This window comes from Sulfitobacter sp. W074, from assembly GCF_025142275.1.
Classification (GTDB): domain Bacteria; phylum Pseudomonadota; class Alphaproteobacteria; order Rhodobacterales; family Rhodobacteraceae; genus Sulfitobacter; species Sulfitobacter profundi.
Genome location: NZ_CP081130.1, coordinates 3275620 through 3290911, shown reverse-complemented (window position 1 = coordinate 3290911; position 15292 = coordinate 3275620). Strand labels below are relative to the sequence as shown.

Genomic DNA, 15292 nt, shown 5'->3' with positions numbered 1-15292 from the left:
CACATCAGGGTGCATAACTAAGGCTTTTTAACGATGTCGCAAGACCCCGTGGGTATGGAATTAAGCAGTAGAGAGCCTATACGAAAGTATAGTCTCCTGATTGCGCTTGGTGGGAACCTCGGCTCTTCTGTCGGTGCGCCGCAGGAAACCCTGAAGTCGGCTTTGAAGCTGTTGCAAACCTCCGGCGCGGTGATTCGCGCGACCAGTGCATTCTATCATACACCGGCTTTTCCCGCAGGAGCGGGGCCCGATTATGTGAATGCCGCAGCACGTCTGGAGGCCCCTTGGGATCCGGCGAAGGCGCTTGGCGTCTTGCATCGGATCGAGGCGCAGTTGGGTCGGGAGCGGGTGCAGCGTTGGGGCCAGCGCACTTTGGATTTGGATTTGCTGGCCTGTGATGATATCGTGTTGCCAGACCGTAACACCCACAAGATGTGGCGTGATTTGCCGCTTGAGGCGCAGATTGGCCGCACGCCAGAGCAGTTGATCCTGCCGCATCCGCGCCTGCAAGACCGCGCTTTTGTGCTGGTGCCGCTGGCCGACGTGGCTCCCGATTGGGTGCACCCGCTGCTGGGAAAACCGGTGCGCACCTTGCTTGAGGCTCTGCCTGAGCGGGATCGTGCCGAGGTGCGGCGCCTGTAATAACGGCTTGTAAATCTGCCCGAAGCGGCCTAAATACCGCACTTCTGGCAGCAAATGAGATATTGGAGGCTTCATGGCCCGCGTCACCGTCGAAGATTGTGTGGATAAGGTTCCGAACCGTTTCGAGCTCGTCATGCTGGCCGCGCACCGCGCCCGTGAGATTGCTGCCGGATCGCCGCTGACCGTCGACCGCGACAACGACAAGAACCCGGTCGTGTCCCTGCGTGAGATTGCGGACGAAACGCAGTCGGCTGATGATCTGCGCGAGCGTCTGATCGAAAGCAATCAGAACCAGATCGAAGTCGACGAACCCGAAGAAGACGCCATGGCGCTTTTGATGGGTGGCGAAGAGGACAAGCCCGAAGAAGACAGCATGTCCGAAGAAATGTTGCTGCGCCAGTTGATGGCCGCACAGGGGCAGGGCTAACCCCCGCGCCCCGGCCGGGGCAATGAGGCAGATGGCATGAACAGCGCCGACATTACTGCCGATGACCTGATCGCTCTTGTTCAAGGCTACAATCCGCGTACCAACGAACCCCTGATCCGCGCCGCTTTCGACTACGGGGCGCGGATGCATGAGGGGCAGTTTCGCCATTCCGGTGAGCCCTATTTCACCCACCCCGTCGCTGTCGCTGCGATCCTCACGGAACAGCAGCTTGACGATGCGACGATCATCACCGCCCTTTTGCACGATACGATCGAAGACACCAAAGCGTCTTATGCCGAGGTGCAGAGTCTCTTTGGCGGCGAAGTGGCGGAATTGGTCGATGGTGTCACCAAGCTGACCAATCTTCAGCTCAACTCGACCGAGACCAAACAGGCCGAGAATTTCCGCAAGCTCTTTATGGCGATGTCCAAGGACTTGCGTGTCATCCTCGTCAAGCTTGCCGACCGTTTGCACAACATGCGCACGATCAAATCCATGCGCCCGGACAAGCAGGTCAAAAAGGCGCGGGAGACGATGGACATTTATGCGCCGCTCGCGGGCCGTATGGGCATGCAGTGGATGCGCGAAGAGTTGGAAGACCTCGCGTTTCGCGTGCTCAACCCCGATGCCCGCGCGTCGATCATCCGGCGGTTCATCACCCTGCAACGCGACACCGGCGATGTGATTCAGCGGATCACCGGCGACATGCGGGTGGAGTTGGAAAAAGCGGATATCGACGCCGAGGTTTTTGGCCGGGCCAAGAAACCCTATTCGATCTGGCGCAAGATGGAGGAGAAGGAACAGAGCTTCTCCCGTCTGTCCGACATTTACGGCTTTCGCGTTATCACCGCCTCTGACGAGGATTGCTACCGCACACTCGGCGCGATCCATCGCCGCTGGCGCGCGGTGCCGGGGCGGTTCAAGGATTACATCAGCCAGCCCAAGACCAACGGCTATCGTTCGATCCATACCACCGTCTCGGGCCGCGATGGCAAGCGGGTGGAAGTGCAGATCCGCACCCGGCAGATGCATGACGTGGCCGAGACCGGCGTCGCCGCGCATTGGTCCTACCGCGATGGTGTGCGTAGCCGAAACCCCTTTGCCGTTGATCCCGCCAAATGGATCAGCCAGCTGACCGAGCAGTTCGACGCCGAGACCGACCACGAGGATTTCCTCGAAGCGGTGAAGCTTGAGATGTACGCGGATCAGGTCTTCTGCTTCACGCCTAAAGGCGATGTGGTGAAACTGCCGCGCGGGGCGACGCCGATTGATTTTGCCTATGCGATCCACACCCGGATCGGCAACGCTTGCGTTGGGGCCAAAGTCGACGGGATGCGTGTGCCGCTCTGGACGCGGATCAAAAACGGCCAGTCGATTGAGATCACCACCGCGCAGGGGCAAACACCGCAGGTCACATGGCTTGATATCGCCACCACCGGCAAGGCCAAGTCGGCAATCCGGCGGTCCCTGCGCGAGGTCGACCGCGAGCGCTTTATCAAACTGGGCCGCGAATTGGCGCGCTCGGCCTTCGCGCAGGTCGGCAAGAAGGCCACCGATAAGGTGCTGCATACCGTCGCCAAGAACATGCGGCTCAACGGCCCCGATGAGGTGCTCGCCCGGCTTGGCAGTTCCGAACTCACAGGCCGCGAAGTGGTGGAATGCGTCTATCCTGACCTTGCCCCGCAAAAGGGCGAGCAGATCGACGTGCGCCGCGCCGTCGTGGGGCTGGAGCCGGGCCAGAGCTTTGACCGCGCGCCCTGCTGCACGCCGCTGCCCGGTGAGCGGATCGTCGGCATCACCTTCCGTGGCAAGGGCGTGACCGTCCACTCAATCGACTGCGACCGCCTGTCGGAGTACGAAGACCAGCCCGAGCGTTGGCTGGATCTGCGTTGGCACGATGGCAGCCACCCGGCGGTCTATACCTGCGCGTTGGACATCACCATCGGCAACGGCGCGGGCGTACTGGGGCGGGTCTGCACCTTGATCGGCGAAGCCTCGGCCAATATCTCTGATTTGGAGTTTGTGGAGCGCAAGCCTGACTTTTACCGGTTGGTGGTCTATGTGGATCTCAGAGACGTAAGTCACCTGCATTCGTTGATGTCCACGATCGAAGCCGAAAGTGAAGTCGCCGATGTCAGCAGGCACCGCAATATGAGCATGGGAAAGACTGTCGAAAAGACCGACTGACCCCGCGCAGACGAAACGCCGATACTGGACCTGAGACTTGATTTTCAAACGCCGCGATCCGAAACCGACCCTGCGCGCGCTGGCCGAGTTTCTGTGGCCGCGGGGTGGTTGGACACGTGCGTTTCACTACGTCAAACACCGGATGCGGCGGCTGCCCGACAGCCCCGAGCGCATTGCGCGCGGCATCTGGGCCGGAGTCTTTACCACCTTCACGCCCTTCTATGGTCTGCACTTCATTGTGGCGGCACTAATCGGGCGGGTGATGCGGGCCAATATCCTCGCCGCCCTTATGGCGACCTTCTTTGGCAACCCGCTGACTTATGTCCCCATCGGCATCGCGGCTTTGCAGACCGGGCATTGGATCCTTGGCGCGCCCGTGGCCCCGAAAGAGCATCGCTCCTTCGGGGGGAAGTTTCTGGATGCGGGCCGCGATCTGCAAGAGAACTTTGTCGCGATTTTTACCGATAGCCAGATGGATTGGACGGGGCTGACCGCCTTTTTCCATCAGGTCTTCTACCCCTATCTGATCGGGGGCATCCTGCCGGGGATGATCTGCGCCTCTATCGCCTATTATATCTCGGTGCCGGTGCTGCGGGCTTACCAAAAGCGGCGGCGCGGGATGATCAAGGCCAAGTTCGAGGCGCTCAAGCATAAGGCGGCGCAAAAGGCCGAGGCCAAGCGCCACGCGGACTGAGGCTTTCAGGGCATCAATTTTCCGGAAAAACCGCTTCCCCCTATGGGGTTGGCGAAATTTCCGACCTATGGTCGGGCAAGTGATGCAAGGGGAATCGAGATGGCGGATCAACCAAAGCTGAGATTGGGCGTGAACATTGACCATGTGGCGACCGTGCGCAACGCGCGGGGCGGCGCCTATCCTGACCCGCTGCGCGCGGCCAAGATCGCGGAAAAGGCTGGCGCCGATGGCATCACCGCGCATCTGCGCGAAGACCGGCGGCATATCTCTGATGCCGATATCGAAGGGTTGATGGAGGTGCTTTCCGTCCCGCTGAACTTTGAGATGGCCGCCACCGACGAGATGCAAAAGATTGCCCTGCGCCACAGGCCCCATGCCGTCTGCATCGTGCCCGAAAAGCGCGAAGAGCGCACCACCGAAGGCGGGCTGGAAGTCGCCCGCGAGGAGAATAAGCTGGCCCATTTCATCGCGCCCCTGCGTGAGGCGGGCAGCCGGGTGTCGATCTTCATCGCCGCCGAGCCTGCGCAGATCGAAGCCGCCAATCGCATTGGGGCAGAGGTGATCGAACTGCACACCGGCGCCTATTGCGATGCCTTTGCCGAAGGCCGCTGGGATGAGGCGGACGTTGAGCTTAAAAAGCTGCGCGAGATGTCTAGTTTCGCAGCTTCCCTCGGGCTTGAGGTTCATGCCGGACACGGGCTGACCTATGACACGGTGACCCCCATCGCGGCCTTTCCAGAGGTGCGCGAACTCAACATCGGGCACTTCCTGATCGGAGAGGCAATATTCCTCGGGCTGGAACCCGCCATAACAGAGATGCGCCGCCTGATGGATGAGGCCCGCGAGGGCTGAGCCCGCCGGTCTTCGGTGGCGAAAATCCACTCAATGGATGCCTTCTTCTGGACCCAAAACGGCTTTGACTGCGTTGGGCCGCCAGACTGGTTAACAAACCTAAGGAGGCACCAATGAGCGACCATATCGACACACTGAAGAAGCTCCACACCCGCCTGATCGACAGCCGCGACGGCTATCGTGAATCCCGCAAGCAGGTCTCGGATGAGGCCGCCTTCGTCGGCTTCTTCGACCAGCGCATCGCTGAGCGCGAGAAGTTCCACACCGAATTGCACCGCCAGTTGGGTGTCGATGGCGTGGATGTCTCCGAAGAAGGCTCCGCCGCTGCATCGGCCCACCGTGGTTGGCTGAAACTGCGCGACGCGGTGACCGGCGATGACGAAGCCGTCTATGACGAGATCGTCAACGGCGAATCCGCATTGGTCGAAAACTACGACGATGCGATCAAAGCCACCGCTGGCCGCCCCGGTTATGAGTTCCTGACCGAGCAGCGCGCCTCTGTGCAGCGCGCCATTGATGAGGCGAAAGCCGAAAAAGCGCGCCACGCCACGGCCTAAGCTGCGCGACATCCCGAGTTTAACGCCGTCCCGTTCCGCGGGGCGGCGTTTTTGCGTCGTATTGCTGCTTTTCCTCGGCAACGGCGCATGATCTATTGTCGGTAAAGGGCGCATCGGCCCCGTCACGCGACAAGAATGGCACTCAATGATCCTCGGCATCGGCACTGATTTGGCAAATATCGAGCGTATCCAAGGCACGCTCGACCGCTTTGGCGACCGTTTCCGCAATCGCGTTTTTACGGACGTGGAACAGCGCAAGGCAGAGTGTCGCCGCGATGTCGCGGGAACTTACGCCAAACGCTGGGCCGCGAAAGAGGCATGTTCAAAGGCGCTTGGCACCGGGCTGCGCATGGGCATTGCATGGCGCGACATGGCGGTCAGCAATCTGCGCACCGGCCAACCCGTGATGGAAGTGACCGGTTGGGCCGCCGACCGTCTGGCCGCGATGACCCCGCCGGGGCATGAGGCGATCATCCATGTCACCCTGACCGATGACCACCCCTGGGCGCAGGCCTTTGTCGTGATCGAAGCGCGCCCCCTTGCCGATTGAGACCCCTCAGGCTGGCGCGCCCCGCCGTTTCGCGTCATATGCACGCGGGGCAGGCCGATCCGGCCCCGCGTCACTTGACTTGGCCCGCACGGCCCCGCATGTAACCCCAAACCGATATGTCAGGAGCGCCGCATGGCCGCTAAGGAAAAAACCGGCAACGCCTTTGTCGAAACCATCAAGACAATCTTCTGGGCGCTGCTGATCGCGGGTGTCTTTCGGACCCTGTTCTTCCAGCCCTTCTGGATCCCCTCCGGCTCCATGAAAGAGACGCTGCTGATCGGCGATTTCCTTTTCGTGAATAAGATGGCTTACGGCTATTCCTATGCGTCTTGCCCCAGTCTGATGCTCCCTGGTGTCGGGATCGAGATCGACGCCAAGGATGTCTGCGGAGTGTTCGACGGCGACAACGATCGGCTTTTCGGGTCCGAGCCTGAGCGCGGCGATGTGGTGGTCTTCCGTCATCCCGTATCGGGCCGCGACTACATCAAACGTCTGATCGGTCTGCCGGGGGACAAGGTGCAGATCCAAAACGGCGTCATCAGCCTGAACGGCACCCCGGTCAAAGTCGAAGATGCAGGCACCTTTGAAGAGGTCATGGCCCCGCAAGGCCCACAACAACTGCGCCCGCGTTGCGAAAACGGCCCCGTTGGGCAAGGCGGCAGCTGCGTCAAAAGCCGCCAGATCGAAACGCTGCCCAATGGCGTCTCGCATCCGATCTTGAACATCACCAACCAGCAGTCGGACAACACGGGCGTCTATACCGTGCCTGAGGGGCATTACTTCTTCATGGGCGACAACCGCGACAATTCTGCCGATAGCCGGTTGGCGCAGCGCGCCGGTGGCGTGGGTTTCGTGCCGTTTGAGAACCTGATTGGCCGCGCGGATCGCATCATGTTCAGTTCTGCCGGGCGTTCGATGCTGTTCTTCTGGACATGGCGCAGCGACCGTTTCTTCGAAGCTGTAAGATGAAGCTAAGCGGAGACCTCAAAGCCTTTGAGGCGCGGATCGGCCACCACTTTGCCACGCCGGACCTGCTGGTGCGCGCCGTGACCCATGCCTCCATGTCCTCGGCCAACCGTGATGACAACCAGCGGTTGGAGTTTCTGGGCGACCGGGTGCTGGGCCTCGTCATGGCCGAGGCGCTGCTGGCGCTGGATCCCGGTGCGACCGAGGGGCAGTTGGCCCCGCGGTTCAACGCATTGGTGCGCAAGGAAACCTGCGCCGATGTGGCGCGCGAGATCGATCTGGGAAAGGTGCTGAAACTGGGCCGGTCTGAGATGATTTCGGGCGGGCGGCGCAAACAGGCGCTTTTGGGCGATGCGATCGAAGCGGTCATCGCTGCCGTCTATCTGGATGGCGGATTTGACGCGGCCAAGGCGCTGGTGCTGCGCCTCTGGGGCGACCGGCTCAAAACGGTTAAAGAAGACGCCCGCGACGCCAAAACCGCGTTGCAGGAATGGGCACAGGCGCGCGGGCTGACCCCGCCGCGCTATGTACAGACTGACCGCAGCGGCCCCGACCATGCGCCGGTCTTTACCATTACCGCGCGGTTGGACAACGGCGCCGAAGCCGCCGCCACCGCGCCCTCAAAACGCGCCGCCGAACAGGCCGCCGCCACCACGCTGTTGCGGCAATTGGAGAATAACTCATGACCACCCGTGCCGGATTCGTCGCCCTGATCGGAGAGCCCAACGCGGGCAAATCCACGCTGCTGAACCGCATGGTGGGGGCCAAAGTCTCGATCGTGACCCATAAGGTCCAGACCACCCGCGCCCGCATCCGCGGCGTGGCGATGGAGGGCGACGCGCAGCTGGTTTTCGTCGACACCCCCGGCCTGTTCCAGCCGCGCCGCCGGCTTGACCGTGCCATGGTGGCTGCCGCTTGGGGCGGGGCTGCCGATGCGGATGTGATCGTGCTTTTGATCGAAGCGCACCGTGGCATGACCGAGGGTGTCGAGCGTATCCTTGAGGAGCTCGGCAACATCGCCAAGGGCCGCCGCGTGGCGCTGGCAATCAACAAGATCGACCGCGTTGAGGCACCTGTGTTGCTGGGTCTGACCGAGAAGATGAACGCAGCTTTCGATTTCACCGAGACTTTCATGATCTCCGCCGAGCGTGGCCACGGTATCGACACGCTGCGCCAGTGGCTGGCCGGCGAGGTGCCGGAAGGCCCGTGGCTCTATCCCGAAGACCAGATCGCCGACCTGCCGATGCGCAACATCGCGGCCGAGATCACCCGCGAGAAACTGACCCTGCGGCTGCATCAGGAACTGCCCTATCAGCTCACGGTCGAGACCGAGAATTGGGAAGAGCGCAAGGACGGCTCGGCCCGGATCGATCAGTTGGTCTATGTCGTGCGCGACGGTCACAAGGGCATCGTGCTGGGCAATAAGGGCGAGACGATTAAGGCCGTGGGCAAGGCCGCCCGCGAAGAGCTTGAAGAGTTCTTGGGCCGCAAGGTGCATCTGTTCTTGCAGGTCAAGGTCCGTGCCAATTGGCTGGAAGAGGCCGAGCGCTATTCCGAGATGGGCTTGGATTTCAAAGATGGCAACGACTGAGCGTAAAGGCCAGCCATGCCGCGTCTGACCGCGCGTTTCTGGGTCGACGCCTATCTCACCCGGCTGCGTTTGCAGGATATCCCGGCCTTTGTTGTGGCTCATGGCGATGACACGGGCGGCGCTGTGCTGGTGAAACTGGCGACGCTGGACGGCAAAGCAGTGCTGTTTCAACGCTCTTTTGATTTGATGACCGGCGACCGGAAGTGGATTGAGCTGGCTTCGGGTGACGAGGCCGAGGTTGACGCCACCGTCAGCCGCCAGCGCAGCTTTGACCCGGACCTCTGGGTGATCGAAGTCGAAGACCGGCAGGGCCGCCACCTGTTGGACAAACCGGGGCTCACCTGATGGAATGGCGCGATCAGGGCATCCTGCTGAGCGCGCGGCGACATGGCGAAACCTCTGCCATCATCGAAGTCTTCACCCCCGAACAGGGCCGCCATGCCGGGATCGTGCGCGGCGGCACCAGCCGCAAGATCGCCCCCAGCCTGCAGCCCGGCGCGCAGCTTGATCTGGCATGGCGCGCGCGGTTGGAGGACCATATCGGTGCCTTCACGGTCGAGCCTTTGCGCAGCCGTGCCGCGGTGGCCATGCAGGACCGTCTGGCGCTGGCGGGGTTGAACGCGGTGACCGCGCTTTTGTCCTTTTGTCTGCCCGAACGCGAGCCGCATCCGGCGCTCTACCGCCGCACCGAAGCGCTGCTTGATCTTCTGGGGCAGGGGGAGGTCTGGCCGCTGGCCTATCTGAAGTGGGAACTGCGTCTGTTGGAAGAGATGGGCTATGCGCTTGATCTTGAGGCCTGCGCGGTGACCGGGGTGACAGAGGGGCTGGCCTATGTCTCGCCCAAGTCGGGCCGTGCGGTCTCGGCCAAGGGCGCGGGGGAGTGGGCGGATCGTTTGCTGCCGCTGCCGGCTGTCCTGCGGGGCGGCACCGGGAGCGATGCGGAGATTGCGCAGGGGCTTGTTACAACGGGCCATTTCCTTGCCGCGCATCTGGCGCGCGATCTGGGCGGCAAGCCTCTGCCCGAAGCCCGTGCGCGCTTTGTCGATGCCTTTAGTCGGCGGCTTTGAAGACCAGCCGCGCGCCGCTGTCGTCCGACAGGATCAGCGTGTCGCCCAGCACATCCGAGATGGTCACCTCTCCTAAAGCGTTCAGAAACGCCGTCTCGGCTGCGATATCCGGGCAGGCGCGGCGCGTGGCGGCGATATGGCCCGCGTCGAACCAAGGGTAGGGCACCGTCATTGCGGCGCTATAGGCGTTGCAGGGGGCTTCTCCAGCGATCTTGCCGGTCTCAGGGAAGGTCAGCGTGGCGCGGGCGTCGAAGGGGGTGCCGTCCAACTCCACCAAGGTCCATGTCTTGTCGCCCGCCCCGTAGGCGCGGACGGTCTCATCCCCTTGGCATTGCGGTAGGGCACTGAGGGCGGCGAGGATCAAAAAGCTGCGCATGGGCTGTCCTTTGGGTTGAAACGCCGCCTATGTCCTCGACATCGGCAGCGCTTGCAACCCCGGCGCGTTAGCCCAGCAGCCGCCGCGCGATAACCTGCGCTTGGATCTCCGCCGCACCCTCAAAGATGTTGAGAATCCGCGCATCGCATAGCACCCGGCTGATCTTGTACTCCAGCGCGAACCCGTTGCCGCCGTGGATCTGCAGCCCGTTGTCCGCTGCCGCCCAAGCGACCCGCGCGCCGAGCAGTTTGGCCATGCCTGCCTCGACATCGCAGCGCCGTCCGGCGTCTTTTTCAAAGGCGCTGTAATAGGTCAACTGCCGGGCGATCATCAGTTCCACCGCCATCATCGCCAGCTTGCCCGACACGCGGGGGAAGTTGATCAGCGCCTTACCGAATTGCTTGCGGTCTTGGGCGTATTGCATCGAGATATCGAGCGCCGATTGCGCCACGCCGATGGCGCGGGCGGCGGTCTGGATGCGGGCGGATTCAAACGTCTCCATCAGTTGTTTGAAGCCCCGGCCCTCTTCGCCGCCGAGCAGGTTCTCGCCCTTCACCTCGAAACCGTCGAACGCCAGTTCGTATTCCTTCATCCCGCGGTAGCCGAGCACCTCAATCTCTCCGCCGGTCATGCCGGGGGTGGGGAAGGGGTTGGCATCATCGCCGGGGGTCTTTTCGGCCAAGAACATCGACAGGCCACGGTGGTCTGTGGTCTCAGAGTCGGTCCGCGCCAGCAGAGTCATCACATGGGTCCGCGCCGCATGGGTGATCCATGTCTTGTTGCCGGTCACCTTATAGTCGTCGCCGTCCTTCACCGCGCGGGTGCGCAGGCTGCCGAGGTCCGAGCCGGTGTTCGGCTCGGTGAAAACGGCCGTGGGCAAAGTCTCGGCGCTGGCGATGCGGGGCAGCCATTTCTCTTTCTGCGCGTCGGTGCCGCCGCAGAGGATCAGTTCCGCCGCGATTTCCGAGCGGGTGCCAAGCGAGCCAACACCGATGTAGCCGCGCGACAGTTCTTCGCTGACCACACACATCGACGCTTTGGTCAGGCCCAGACCGCCGTATTCTTCGGGAATGGTCAGGCCGAAAACACCCATTTCGGCCAGTTCTTCGATCACCTCAATGGGGATCAATTCGTCTTTCAGATGCCAGTCATGGGCGAAGGGCTCGACCTTTTCGACCGCGTAGCGGCGGAACTGGTCGCGGATCATTTCAAGCTCTTCATCAAGCCCGCTGACGCCAAAGGTCACATCGGCGCTGCGCTCCTGCATCAGCTCCACCAGACGGCTGCGCGGGGCTTGGGTGTTGCCGCCGCGGGTCAGGGTGGTGATCGACGGCGCGTCGAGCGTGGCCTCATCCTCAGCGCTCAGCCCCAAATCTTGCAGGCGCAGTATCTCGCCTTGGTTCATCTGGATGCCGCCGCGCATCTGGCAAAGGTATTCGCCAAAGCCGATCTGGTGCAGCAGTTGCTCAACCTCGCCAAAGCGCCCGTCATCCTGCAGCCGTTCGGCCCAAAGCTGCATCTGTCGCAGCGCTTGGACATAGGTGGCGAGCCATGCGAGCCCGTGGGCGGCGGTCTGGTTGGCCTCGATCAGCTTGGCCGAGACGCGCCCCCCCTCGCTCACCTGCGCGCGGACGGCGGCGATGGCGGTTTCCAGCAGCCGATCCAACGGCGGCAGCGTCGCGCCGGTGAGCCCGATCAGATCGTCGAGAATTACGCTATGCATCGTCATATCCTGACCATCATGTGCCATGAGCTGTCCTTTCTTGCTTGGGGAAGACATAGACCTTTCGCAGTCGCAGCACAACAAAGATACGTTTTGCTGCAGCATTTTGTTTTAATATTGCGTGCTCATTTTTGACGTGCGGCTGCCCGAGGGGGTGCTATGTAGCGGTATGGACAGTATTTTCCCCTTTCTCACTCCGTTCGAATTCTATGCTGCACTTGCAATCGGCCTCTGTGGCGGGTTCGTGAAGGGCGTTGTTGGTTTTGCTCTGCCGCTCGTGCTGATTTCTGGTCTCACGACCTTTATGGCGCCCGAATTGGCGCTGGCGGGGCTGATTCTGCCGACGGTGCTGGCCAATGCGTTCCAAGCGCTGCGGCAGGGGCCGCAGGCGGCGCTGCGTTCGATCCGGTTGTTCTGGGTTTTCTTGGTTTGCGGCGGCGTGATGCTGGTGCTCTCCGCGCAGATGGTGCGGCTGGTGCCCGCCACCGTGATGCTCTTGATGATCGGGGTGCCGGTGGTGCTGTTCGCGCTGCTGCAACTGTCCAAGCATAAATTCCACCTGCCGCAGCGCTCGGCTAAGGTTGAGGCGCTGGTGGGCGGTTTTGCCGGGGCCGTCGGAGGGATTTCGGGCATTTGGGGGCCGCCCACGGTGGCCTATCTCACCGCGCTCGGAACCGAGAAACATGACCAGATGCGAATCCAAGGTGTGATCTACGGGCTGGGCGCTGTGGCGCTATTGGCGGCGCATATCGGGTCAGGAGTGCTGAATGCGCAGACATGGCCGTTTTCCGCGCTGTTGATCCTGCCGGTAATGCTGGGCGTCTGGCTGGGCAGCAAGGTGATGGACCGGGTGGACCCGGTGCTGTTCCGCAAGATGACGTTGCTGGTGCTGATGGTGGCGGGGTTGAACCTGATCCGACGGGCGATCTCTTAAGCGGGTCCAGAAATAAGCGTGCAGCACGACCAGCTATCATCAGCCTATCCCAATGGGTTGGCGATTTGGCAAGGTTTGGCCTTCGCTAGGCAGTGCACATCATGGGCGCGGCATAGTGGCAAGAGGCGAGACAGATCAGCGACCAGTAGGCAGGGGGTGGTCTAAAGATTTTGATCGCAAAGCATCGTTTGCCATGGTCAAATCGTGCGTATCATTTGTATAGGCAGTTGCGCTAGCGCTCTCATCGCTTCTTCGAAGCGACTGCCGCGCGACGCCTTTTGCTTTGCAAAAGGCTTGGTGGAGCCTAGCGGGATCGAACCGCTGACCTCCTGCATGCCATGCAGGCGCTCTCCCAGCTGAGCTAAGGCCCCATCGTGGATCATTTGATCCGGGTCGTTCTGTGCCGCTAATTAGGCGCTGGCGGAGGCGGGATCAAGCGGAAAATTGACCCCGCCGCCGATTAATTAGTCCTCGTCGTCCGAGGCCACATCGGCCAGATCGTCGAGCGGAACTGTATCGTCATCATCGTCTTCGTCATCAAGGATGTCGTCGTCCAGATCCACGTCGACCGAGTCATCGTCATCGACCAGCGATTCGTCGTTCGCCTTGTCGCCCTTCTTGGCTTTGGCTGTGACCGCATCCTCGGCATCCGCCGCGATCATGCGCGACTTGGAGTTGTCGACCTCGACCTCTTCGCCCGTGTAGGGGCTGATGATCGGATTCTTATTGAGGTCATAGAAGCGCTTGCCCGTAGTGGGGCACAGGCGCTTGGTTCCCCATTCTTCGTTGGGCATGAAACACCCCTTTATAATATTGCTGTTGCGTGTAGATGATTCCGGCCAAGTGCCATATGAGGGGGGCACTGTCAAAGGCTTTGGCCTCTATCTAGGGACGTTGCTCCGGTAATGAAAGACCCTGTGCTGCCCGGCAACCCGCCGATTCCGCTGATCCTGCGCCGTTCGGCGCGCGCGCGACGCATCTCATTGCGGATCTCGCAGCTGGACGGGCGGGTCACCCTGACCATGCCCAAACGTCTGGCTGAGCGTGAGGCTTTGGCCTTTGCCGAAACCAAACAGGACTGGATTCGCCAACATCTCGCCGCGCGGGGCGAGGATGTGATCGTGGCGCCGGGGGCTGAGGTGCCGGTGGGCGGCAAGGTGCTGCGGGTGCGCGGCGGGCAGGGGCGTGAGATGCAAGGGAGGGGCGTGCGGATCGGCCCCGAAGAAATCTTCGTGCCCGGCCCGGAGGAGAGCATCGGCAAACGTCTTGCGGCGCATCTGCGCGAAGTGGCCCGCGACCGCCTCGCCGGGGCCTGTGACGACTATGCCGCCCTGCTGGGCAGGCCCTATGCCCGGATCACCCTGCGCGACACGCGCTCACGCTGGGGGTCTTGCACCAGTGATGGCGGACTGATGTTCTCGTGGCGGCTGATCATGACCCCGCCCGAGGTGCTGGACTATGTCGCCGCCCATGAGGTCGCGCATCTGGCGCAGATGAACCACTCGCCCGCCTTCTGGGCCGAGGTCACGCGGATATACGGTGATTATCAGGCCCCCCGCCAATGGCTGCGCGACCATGGCGGCAGGCTGCATCGCTACCGGTTCTAGGCAAGGGTCGCAAAGCGCGCTTTCAGCAGCGCTTCGGCATATTCATCCTCGGCCGTGCTGTCGTGCACCACGCCACCACCGACATTCAGCCGCAACCGCCCATCCGCGTGGCAGGTCGCCGTGCGGATCGCCACGTTGAACTGCATGGCCCCCGTGGGGGCGATCCAGCCCACCGCGCCGCAATAGGCATCGCGCGGCGCGGGTTCTAGCGCGCGCAGGATCTGCATGGCGCGAATTTTCGGCGCGCCGGTGATAGAGCCACAGGGGAAAAGCGCGTGGAAGAGCTCGGCCAGCCGCTTGCCCGGCAAGACCTGCGCCGTGATCCGCGAGGTCATCTGGTGCAGGGTCTCATAGGTTTCGATCTCGAACAGTTTCGGCACTTCGACACTGCCCACTTCGGCAATCCGGCTGATGTCATTGCGCAGCAGGTCCACGATCATCAGGTTCTCGGCCATGTTCTTTTCCGAGGCAGCAAGATCGGCGCGCAGCTTGGCGTCTTCATGGGCGTCCCGCCCCCGCCGCGCGGTGCCCTTCATCGGGCGCGCGGTCAGGTGTCCGTCCGCGGTCAGCGCAAAGAACAACTCGGGCGAGCGTGACAGCAGGACCGGGCCGCCAAGATCGACGAAGGCCCCATGTTCCACCCTCTGGCGCTGCCGCAGCCGGGCATAGAGGGCGGCAGGCGTGCCGCTATAACGCCCCTCCATCCCAAAGGTCAGATTGGCCTGATAGATATCCCCGGCTGTGATGAAGTCCTGCACCTGCGCAAACGCGGCCTCATACTCGGCAAAGTCCCAATCCGGCGTTAGGGCAGACAGGCTCGCATCCCCAGTTGCGTCGTCGAAACGGTGCGGTTCAGGCGCATCAAACACCCCGAAACGCAGCAGGGGCAGCCCGCGCTCCGCAGGCATCAGATCGCGCAGCTTACCAGAGCCGAGGTAGCCCAGCTCGTAACTCGCATAGCCAGCAAGCCATGCGCCTCCCGCCTGCGCCGCCTCAAGGGCTGCGAAGGCCGCGGGCACCTCTGCGGGGGTCTGGGCACTGATGATCCGCTGGGGCGCATGAAAACCCGTGCCGCTTCCCAGCGGGCCAGTGTCAAAGAGGACGCAAGGGCCAGCCATG

At 62.3% G+C, this 15292-nt stretch carries 18 protein-coding genes and 1 tRNA gene; 14 read left to right on the top strand and 5 right to left on the bottom strand.

All coding sequences use genetic code 11. From position 1 onward, the window contains the following. Window positions 1–33 precede the first annotated feature (33 nt). From folK to recO, 12 genes are all read left to right on the top strand, one after another. On the top strand, window positions 34–642 hold the full coding sequence (folK, locus tag K3762_RS16445) for a 2-amino-4-hydroxy-6-hydroxymethyldihydropteridine diphosphokinase (RefSeq protein WP_236627349.1): 609 nt from the start codon (window positions 34–36) through the stop codon (window positions 640–642). Between the two features lie 73 nt (window positions 643–715). After that, a complete protein-coding gene (gene rpoZ, locus K3762_RS16440) occupies window positions 716–1069 on the top strand; it encodes a DNA-directed RNA polymerase subunit omega (protein WP_120351971.1) in 354 nt (117 codons plus the stop codon). A gap of 36 nt (window positions 1070–1105) precedes the next feature. Next, entirely contained in the window at window positions 1106–3256 is a 2151-nt protein-coding gene (locus K3762_RS16435; RefSeq protein ID WP_132443815.1) for a bifunctional (p)ppGpp synthetase/guanosine-3',5'-bis(diphosphate) 3'-pyrophosphohydrolase, read from the top strand. Between the two features lie 37 nt (window positions 3257–3293). Further along, entirely contained in the window at window positions 3294–3950 is a 657-nt protein-coding gene (locus K3762_RS16430; protein ID WP_067627702.1) for a DUF2062 domain-containing protein, read from the top strand. A gap of 99 nt (window positions 3951–4049) precedes the next feature. Continuing rightward, a complete protein-coding gene (locus K3762_RS16425; protein ID WP_132443814.1) occupies window positions 4050–4802 on the top strand; it encodes a pyridoxine 5'-phosphate synthase in 753 nt (250 codons plus the stop codon). Between the two features lie 113 nt (window positions 4803–4915). Beyond that, complete coding sequence (locus K3762_RS16420; protein ID WP_120351969.1) at window positions 4916–5359, top strand: PA2169 family four-helix-bundle protein; 444 nt, start codon at window positions 4916–4918, stop codon at window positions 5357–5359. Between the two features lie 145 nt (window positions 5360–5504). After that, complete coding sequence (gene acpS / locus K3762_RS16415; protein WP_260010548.1) at window positions 5505–5909, top strand: holo-ACP synthase; 405 nt, start codon at window positions 5505–5507, stop codon at window positions 5907–5909. 132 nt (window positions 5910–6041) lie between these two features. Next, a complete protein-coding gene (gene lepB / locus K3762_RS16410; protein WP_120351967.1) occupies window positions 6042–6878 on the top strand; it encodes a signal peptidase I in 837 nt (278 codons plus the stop codon). Continuing rightward, window positions 6875–7561, top strand: a complete 687-nt coding sequence (gene rnc / locus K3762_RS16405; RefSeq protein ID WP_132443812.1) for a ribonuclease III — start codon at window positions 6875–6877, stop codon at window positions 7559–7561. Before lepB ends, rnc begins: the two co-directional genes overlap by 4 nt. Continuing rightward, window positions 7558–8466 (top strand): GTPase Era, encoded by a 909-nt coding sequence (gene era / locus K3762_RS16400; protein ID WP_132443811.1) that lies wholly within the window; start codon window positions 7558–7560, stop codon window positions 8464–8466. The genes rnc and era overlap by 4 nt, the downstream gene beginning before the upstream one ends. A gap of 15 nt (window positions 8467–8481) precedes the next feature. Next, window positions 8482–8811 (top strand): DUF1491 family protein, encoded by a 330-nt coding sequence (locus K3762_RS16395; protein WP_132443810.1) that lies wholly within the window; start codon window positions 8482–8484, stop codon window positions 8809–8811. After that, window positions 8811–9533, top strand: coding sequence for a DNA repair protein RecO (recO, locus tag K3762_RS16390; protein WP_120351963.1), 723 nt, complete (start codon window positions 8811–8813; stop codon window positions 9531–9533). The genes K3762_RS16395 and recO overlap by 1 nt, the downstream gene beginning before the upstream one ends. Here the strand turns inward: recO and K3762_RS16385 are convergent. Then, window positions 9517–9909, bottom strand: coding sequence for an META domain-containing protein (locus K3762_RS16385; protein ID WP_120351962.1), 393 nt, complete (start codon window positions 9907–9909; stop codon window positions 9517–9519). The two genes, recO and K3762_RS16385, sit on opposite strands and share 17 nt — an antisense overlap. A 67-nt stretch (window positions 9910–9976) precedes the next feature. Continuing rightward, complete coding sequence (locus tag K3762_RS16380; RefSeq protein WP_132443809.1) at window positions 9977–11659, bottom strand: acyl-CoA dehydrogenase family protein; 1683 nt, start codon at window positions 11657–11659, stop codon at window positions 9977–9979. 142 nt (window positions 11660–11801) lie between these two features. Between K3762_RS16380 and K3762_RS16375 the strand changes: the two genes are divergently transcribed. Then, window positions 11802–12566, top strand: coding sequence for a sulfite exporter TauE/SafE family protein (locus K3762_RS16375; protein ID WP_132443808.1), 765 nt, complete (start codon window positions 11802–11804; stop codon window positions 12564–12566). A gap of 295 nt (window positions 12567–12861) precedes the next feature. Here the strand turns inward: K3762_RS16375 and K3762_RS16370 are convergent. Both K3762_RS16370 and K3762_RS16365 read right to left on the bottom strand, forming a co-directional pair. After that, window positions 12862–12937: transfer RNA gene (locus K3762_RS16370), tRNA-Ala, on the bottom strand. Window positions 12938–13030: 93 nt separating this feature from the next. Continuing rightward, entirely contained in the window at window positions 13031–13360 is a 330-nt protein-coding gene (locus K3762_RS16365; RefSeq protein ID WP_120351960.1) for a TIGR02300 family protein, read from the bottom strand. Between the two features lie 111 nt (window positions 13361–13471). Between K3762_RS16365 and K3762_RS16360 the strand changes: the two genes are divergently transcribed. Next, window positions 13472–14173, top strand: coding sequence for a M48 family metallopeptidase (locus K3762_RS16360; RefSeq protein ID WP_132443807.1), 702 nt, complete (start codon window positions 13472–13474; stop codon window positions 14171–14173). Here K3762_RS16360 and K3762_RS16355 read toward each other — a convergent pair. After that, entirely contained in the window at window positions 14170–15291 is a 1122-nt protein-coding gene (locus K3762_RS16355; RefSeq protein WP_132443806.1) for an aminodeoxychorismate synthase component I, read from the bottom strand. The two genes, K3762_RS16360 and K3762_RS16355, sit on opposite strands and share 4 nt — an antisense overlap. Window position 15292: the final 1 nt, after the last annotated feature.

Coding starts and splice junctions, on each gene's coding strand:
- folK (WP_236627349.1), top strand. CDS start 34: ATGTCGCAAGACCCCGTGGGTATGGAATTAAGCAGTAGAGAGCCTATA.
- rpoZ (WP_120351971.1), top strand. CDS start 716: ATGGCCCGCGTCACCGTCGAAGATTGTGTGGATAAGGTTCCGAACCGT.
- K3762_RS16435 (WP_132443815.1), top strand. CDS start 1,106: ATGAACAGCGCCGACATTACTGCCGATGACCTGATCGCTCTTGTTCAA.
- K3762_RS16425 (WP_132443814.1), top strand. CDS start 4,050: ATGGCGGATCAACCAAAGCTGAGATTGGGCGTGAACATTGACCATGTG.
- K3762_RS16420 (WP_120351969.1), top strand. CDS start 4,916: ATGAGCGACCATATCGACACACTGAAGAAGCTCCACACCCGCCTGATC.
- acpS (WP_260010548.1), top strand. CDS start 5,505: ATGATCCTCGGCATCGGCACTGATTTGGCAAATATCGAGCGTATCCAA.
- lepB (WP_120351967.1), top strand. CDS start 6,042: ATGGCCGCTAAGGAAAAAACCGGCAACGCCTTTGTCGAAACCATCAAG.
- rnc (WP_132443812.1), top strand. CDS start 6,875: ATGAAGCTAAGCGGAGACCTCAAAGCCTTTGAGGCGCGGATCGGCCAC.
- era (WP_132443811.1), top strand. CDS start 7,558: ATGACCACCCGTGCCGGATTCGTCGCCCTGATCGGAGAGCCCAACGCG.
- K3762_RS16395 (WP_132443810.1), top strand. CDS start 8,482: ATGCCGCGTCTGACCGCGCGTTTCTGGGTCGACGCCTATCTCACCCGG.
- recO (WP_120351963.1), top strand. CDS start 8,811: ATGGAATGGCGCGATCAGGGCATCCTGCTGAGCGCGCGGCGACATGGC.
- K3762_RS16385 (WP_120351962.1), bottom strand. CDS start 9,909: ATGCGCAGCTTTTTGATCCTCGCCGCCCTCAGTGCCCTACCGCAATGC.
- K3762_RS16380 (WP_132443809.1), bottom strand. CDS start 11,659: ATGGCACATGATGGTCAGGATATGACGATGCATAGCGTAATTCTCGAC.
- K3762_RS16375 (WP_132443808.1), top strand. CDS start 11,802: ATGGACAGTATTTTCCCCTTTCTCACTCCGTTCGAATTCTATGCTGCA.
- K3762_RS16365 (WP_120351960.1), bottom strand. CDS start 13,360: ATGCCCAACGAAGAATGGGGAACCAAGCGCCTGTGCCCCACTACGGGC.
- K3762_RS16360 (WP_132443807.1), top strand. CDS start 13,472: ATGAAAGACCCTGTGCTGCCCGGCAACCCGCCGATTCCGCTGATCCTG.
- K3762_RS16355 (WP_132443806.1), bottom strand. CDS start 15,291: ATGGCTGGCCCTTGCGTCCTCTTTGACACTGGCCCGCTGGGAAGCGGC.